The sequence below is a fragment of the Hydrogenophaga sp. genome (assembly GCF_051007235.1).
Lineage (GTDB): Bacteria > Pseudomonadota > Gammaproteobacteria > Burkholderiales > Burkholderiaceae_C > Hydrogenophaga.
The window spans coordinates 1-5083 of the sequence record NZ_JBPCSJ010000189.1 but is presented as its reverse complement, the minus strand read 5'-3'; the positions used below and the strand labels follow the sequence as shown (position 1 = coordinate 5083).

At 66.7% G+C, this 5083-nt stretch carries 5 protein-coding genes; all 5 read left to right on the top strand.

Going from position 1 to position 5083, the window contains the following annotated elements; genetic code table 11:
• Window positions 1-35: 35 nt before the first annotated feature.
• On the top strand, window positions 36-590 hold the full coding sequence (locus tag ACR2JA_RS06750; protein WP_434008336.1) for a TRAP transporter small permease: 555 nt from the start codon (window positions 36-38) through the stop codon (window positions 588-590).
• Complete coding sequence (locus ACR2JA_RS06745) at window positions 590-1873, top strand: TRAP transporter large permease (protein WP_434008335.1); 1284 nt, start codon at window positions 590-592, stop codon at window positions 1871-1873. Before ACR2JA_RS06750 ends, ACR2JA_RS06745 begins: the two co-directional genes overlap by 1 nt.
• A gap of 7 nt (window positions 1874-1880) precedes the next feature.
• On the top strand, window positions 1881-3173 hold the full coding sequence (locus ACR2JA_RS06740) for a glucarate dehydratase family protein (RefSeq protein ID WP_434008334.1): 1293 nt from the start codon (window positions 1881-1883) through the stop codon (window positions 3171-3173).
• Between the two features lie 31 nt (window positions 3174-3204).
• Window positions 3205-4122 (top strand): 5-dehydro-4-deoxyglucarate dehydratase, encoded by a 918-nt coding sequence (kdgD, locus tag ACR2JA_RS06735; RefSeq protein ID WP_434008333.1) that lies wholly within the window; start codon window positions 3205-3207, stop codon window positions 4120-4122.
• Window positions 4123-4265: 143 nt separating this feature from the next.
• The coding region (locus ACR2JA_RS06730; RefSeq protein ID WP_434008332.1) for a Bug family tripartite tricarboxylate transporter substrate binding protein at window positions 4266-5083 on the top strand (818 nt) is incomplete at its 3' end.

Genomic DNA, 5083 nt, shown 5'->3' with positions numbered 1-5083 from the left:
CCCTTTCTCCCTTTCTCCCTTTCTCCGAGGCTCTCATGAGTCACCACCCTTCCAGCGGACACCCCGTCTCGCGCCTTCTCGACTCGGTCTACCTGGCCTGCATCTGGGTCGCGGGGGCGTGCATCTTTTTCATGTCGCTCTTCATTCCCTGGGGCATTTTTTCGCGCTACGTGCTGGGCACGGGAGCGCAGTGGCCCGAGCCGATTTCCATTCTGCTGATGGTGGTGTTCACCTTCCTGGGTGCCGCGTGCAGCTACCGCGCCGGGGGCCACATCGCCGTCGAGATGGTCACGCAGCGCCTGCCGTCGTCGGTGCAGCGTCCGCTGCGCGTCGTGGTGCATGTGCTGATGCTGCTCATCAGCCTGTTCATGTTCTGGTTCGGCGTGCAGCTGTGCATGGGCACCTGGGGCCAGTCCATCCCCGAACTGCCCTGGATGCCCGTGGGCTTCACCTACACACCGGTGCCGGTGGGCGGTGCGGTGACCGCGCTGTTCGTGCTCGAACACATTTTCCTGGGTGACCAGCGCCACCGCGCCGTCGTCACCTTTGACCACGAAACCGCTGCTTCGGACGCACAAGGAGCCGCGTGATGGAAGCCTGGGTCCTGCTCGGCAGTTTTTTCCTGCTCATCCTCATCGGCACCCCCGTGGCCTACGCCATGGGCATGGCCGCGCTGATCGGCGCCTGGTGGATCGACATCCCGCTGGACGCGGTGATGATCGCGATCGCCAACGGCGTCAACAAGTTCTCGCTGCTGGCCATCCCCTTCTTCGTGCTGGCCGGCGCCATCATGGCCGAAGGCGGCATGGCGCGGCGACTGGTGGCGTTTGCCAACGTGCTGGTCGGCTTCATCCGCGGTGGCCTGTCGCTGGTGAACATCCTGGCCTCCACCTTCTTCGGCGCCATCTCCGGTTCGTCCATGGCCGACACGGCCTCGGTCGGCTCGGTGCTGATCCCCGAGATGGAGAAGAAGGGCTACCCGCGCGACTTCGCCACCGCCGTCACGGTCAGTGGTTCGGTGCAGGCGATCCTGATCCCGCCCAGCCACAACGCGGTCATCTACTCGCTGGCCGCGGGCGGCACGGTGTCCATCGCGGCGCTGTTCATCGCCGGCGTGCTGCCGGGTCTGCTGCTGGGGCTGACGCTGGCCATCATGTGCCTCTACATGGCGCGCAAGCGCAACTACCCCAAGGGCGAGGTGATTCCGATGCGCCAGGCGCTGAAGATCTGCGCCGATGCGCTGTGGGGCCTGATGACCATGGTCATCATCCTCGGCGGCATCCTGAGCGGTGTGTTCACGCCCACCGAGTCGGCCTCCATCGCGGTGATCTGGGCCTTCTTCGTGACGATGTTCGTCTACCGCGACTACCGCTGGAGCGAGACGCCCAAGCTGGTGCACCGCACGGTCAAGACGCTGTCGATCGTGATGATCCTGATCGCGTTCGCCGCGAGCTTCGGCTACATCATGACGCTGATGCAGATCCCGCTGCAGATCACCACCGCGCTGACCACGCTGTCGGACAACCGCTACGTGATCCTGGCGCTGATCAACCTGCTGCTGCTGGTGCTGGGCACGCTGATGGACATGGCGCCGCTGATCCTGATCCTCACACCCATCCTGCTGCCGGTCATCAAGAGCATCGGCGTGGACCCGGTGCACTTCGGGATGATCATGATGGTCAACCTCGGCATCGGTCTGCTGACCCCGCCGGTGGGTGGTGTGCTGTTCGTGGGCGCGGCCGTGGCCAAGCTGCCGATGGAACAGGTGGTCAAGGCGCTGCTGCCCTTCTTCTGCGCACTGCTGCTGGTGCTGATCGCGGTGACCTACATCCCCGCGCTGTCGCTGTGGCTGCCTGGCCTCTTGCTGAACTGAGCTGGCCATGACCTCGCACGCCATCCGCCATGTGCGCGTGACGCCCATCGCGTTCCGCGACCCGCCGCTCTTGAATGCGGCGGGCATCCACGAACCCTGGGCCCTGCGTTCGATCATCGAGATCGAGACCGACTCGGGCCTGGTCGGCATCAACGAGAGCTACGGCGACCAGTCCATGCTGGACGCGCTGACCCAGGCCTCGCCCGCGTTGATCGGCCTCTCGCCATGGGCCCTGAACGAGATGGACACCCGCGTCGCCGCGCTGGTGGCGCCGAAGCAGACCGCTGCGTCGGAGTTCCTGGGCACGCAGATCTCGCTGGCACCGGGCACGCACGTGTCCAAGACGGTGGCCAAGGTGATCAGCGCGTTCGAGGTGGCGATGATGGACCTGCAAGGCCAGCTGGCCAACGCGCCGGTGGTGGACCTGCTGGGCGGCGCCGCGCGCCCCGCCGTGCCGTTCTCCGCCTACCTGTTTTTCAAGTACGCCGGACACATCGACCAGCCCTACGCCCCCGATCCGTTCGGCGAAGGCATCACGCCCGATCAGATGGTGGCGCAGGCACGCCTCATGATTCATCAGCACGGCTTCAAGAGCATCAAGCTCAAGGCCGGTGCGCTGCTGCCGGATCAGGAGGTGGCTGCCCTGCTCGCGCTGGCCAAGGCCTTCCCGGGCGCGCCGCTGCGCATCGACCCCAACGCCAACTGGACAGTGGCCACGAGCCTGAAGGTGGTGGAACAGCTGCGCGGCGTGCTGGAGTACTACGAAGACCCGGCCCCAGGCCTGGACGGCATGGCCGCCGTGGCCGCGGCCTGCGACGTGCCGCTGGCCACCAACATGGTGGTCACCGACCTGAAGGAATTCCGCCGCAACGCCGAGATGGGCTGCCCGGTGAAGATCGTGCTCTCCGACCACCACTACTGGGGCGGCCTGCGCGCCACGCAGCGCCTGGCGCTGATGTGCGAGACCTTCGGCCTGGGCCTCTCGATGCACTCGAACTCGCACCTGGGCATCAGCCTGATGGCCATGACCCACCTGGCCGCTTCGGTGCCGCTGCTGTCCTACGCCTGCGACACGCACTACCCCTGGCAGGACGACGAGGTGGTGCAGGGCGGACGCCTGACGTTTGAAGACGGCAGCCTGCGCGTGACCACCACCCCCGGCCTGGGCGTGCGCATCGACCGCGAGGCCCTGGCGCGCCTGCACGACAACTACCTGAACACCCCCATCCGCCACCGCGACGACCTGGGGCAGATGCGCAAGTACGACACGTCGTTCACCGGCATCCAACCCCGGTATTGATCTCCTACTTTTTCACCCGAGAGCACACACCATGCAATACACCCCGCAAGACCTCAAGCAAGTCATGTCCTCTGGCCTGCTGTCCTTCCCGGTGACGGACTTCGACGCCCAGGGCAACTTCAACGCCGCGTCATACGCTGCCCGCCTGGAATGGCTGGCCCCCTATGGCGCCAGCGCGCTGTTCGCGGCCGGCGGCACGGGCGAGTACTTCTCGCTGTACGGCGAGGAGTACGGCCAGATCATCAAGACCGCGGTGGACACCTGCCGCGGCAAGGTACCCATCATTGCCGGCGCTGGCGGCCCCACCCGCACGGCCATCGCCCACGCGCAGGAAGCCGAGCGCCTGGGCGCCCACGGCATCCTGCTGCTGCCGCACTACCTGACCGAAGCCGGCCAGGAAGGTCTGATCGCCCACGTCGAGCAGGTCTGCAAGAGCGTGCGGTTCGGCGTCATCGTCTACAACCGCGACCGCACCAAGTTCACGCCCGAGTCGCTGGCCGTGCTGGCCGAGCGCTGCCCCAACCTGATCGGCTTCAAGGACGGCATGGGCAACATCGAGCTGATGTCGTCGATCTACATGGCCATGGGTGACCGCTTCGCCTACCTGGGCGGCCTGCCCACCGCCGAGGTGTACGCCGCCGCCTACAAGGCGCTGGGCACCCCCGTGTACTCGTCCGCCGTCTTCAACTTCATCCCCAAGACCGCGATGCAGTTCTACGAAGCCGTGCGCACCGACGACATGGCCACGCAGCACCAGCTGCTCAAGCAGTTCTTCATGCCCTACCTGAAGATCCGCAACCGCGTCGAAGGCTACGGCGTGAGCATCATCAAGGCCGGCGCCACGCTGGTCGGCCACGGTGCCGGCCCGGTGCGCGCGCCGCTGTCGGACCTCAAGCCCAGCGAGATGGACGAGCTCAAGGCGCTGATCGACGCCTTGGGAGGGCAATAACCCCCGCGCCGCAGAACGAAAGCCCCCCCCCTGAGCCGCCCGCGGCGTCATCCCTCTGGGGCGGCGCTGGCGGCCTGGCAAAGCCCGCTGCGCGGCGCCCTGGGCTGGCTCCCCCTCTGGCCCAACGACAACTTGGAGACACCATGAACAAGTCCCTCATCACCCTGCTGCTCGCTGCGGCCACCAGCCTGCCGGCTTTCGCCTGGCCAGACAAACCCATCACCCTGGTCGTGCCCTTTCCGCCCGGTGGCTCCACCGACATGATCGCGCGAACGATCTCGGCCAAGCTGGGCGAGAAGCTCGGCAACGCCACCGTCGTGGTCGAGAACAAGGCCGGCGCCACCGGCACCATCGGCGCCACCTCCGTGGCCCGCGCGGCGCCGGACGGCCACACCCTGTTCGTGTCCTCGCTCGGCCCCTTCGTGATCGCACCGCACCTGATCAAGGTGAGCTACGACGCGCTCAAGGACCTGGACCCGATCACGGTCGTCGTGCAGGCGCCCAACGTGCTGGTGGTGCCCGCCGCGTCGGCCCACAAGTCGCTGGCCGACGTGATCGCCTACCAGAAGGCCAACCCCGGCAAGATGACCTTCGCGTCATCGGGCAACGGCAGCTCTGACCACCTGACGGCCGAACTGTTCTGGCAGCAGACCGGCACCAGCGGCGTGCACATCCCCTACAAGGGCGGCGGCCCGGTGATGAGCGACCTGCTGGGCAACCAGGTGGAGTCGTCGTTCATGAACATCAACACCGCCATGCCGCAGCTCAAGGCCGGCAAACTGCGCGCCCTGGCCATCACCAGCGCCAAGCGTTCGCCGCTGCTGCCCGACGTGCCCACGCTGGACGAAAGCGGCGTGAAGAACGCGGGCGTGCAATCGTGGCAGGCGGTGGCCGCGCCGGCGGGTCTGCCGGCCGACATCAAGAAGCGCGTGCACGAAGCCATCGTGTCCATCATCAAGGA

Coding starts and splice junctions, on each gene's coding strand:
- ACR2JA_RS06750 (WP_434008336.1), top strand. CDS start 36: ATGAGTCACCACCCTTCCAGCGGACACCCCGTCTCGCGCCTTCTCGAC.
- ACR2JA_RS06745 (WP_434008335.1), top strand. CDS start 590: ATGGAAGCCTGGGTCCTGCTCGGCAGTTTTTTCCTGCTCATCCTCATC.
- ACR2JA_RS06740 (WP_434008334.1), top strand. CDS start 1,881: ATGACCTCGCACGCCATCCGCCATGTGCGCGTGACGCCCATCGCGTTC.
- kdgD (WP_434008333.1), top strand. CDS start 3,205: ATGCAATACACCCCGCAAGACCTCAAGCAAGTCATGTCCTCTGGCCTG.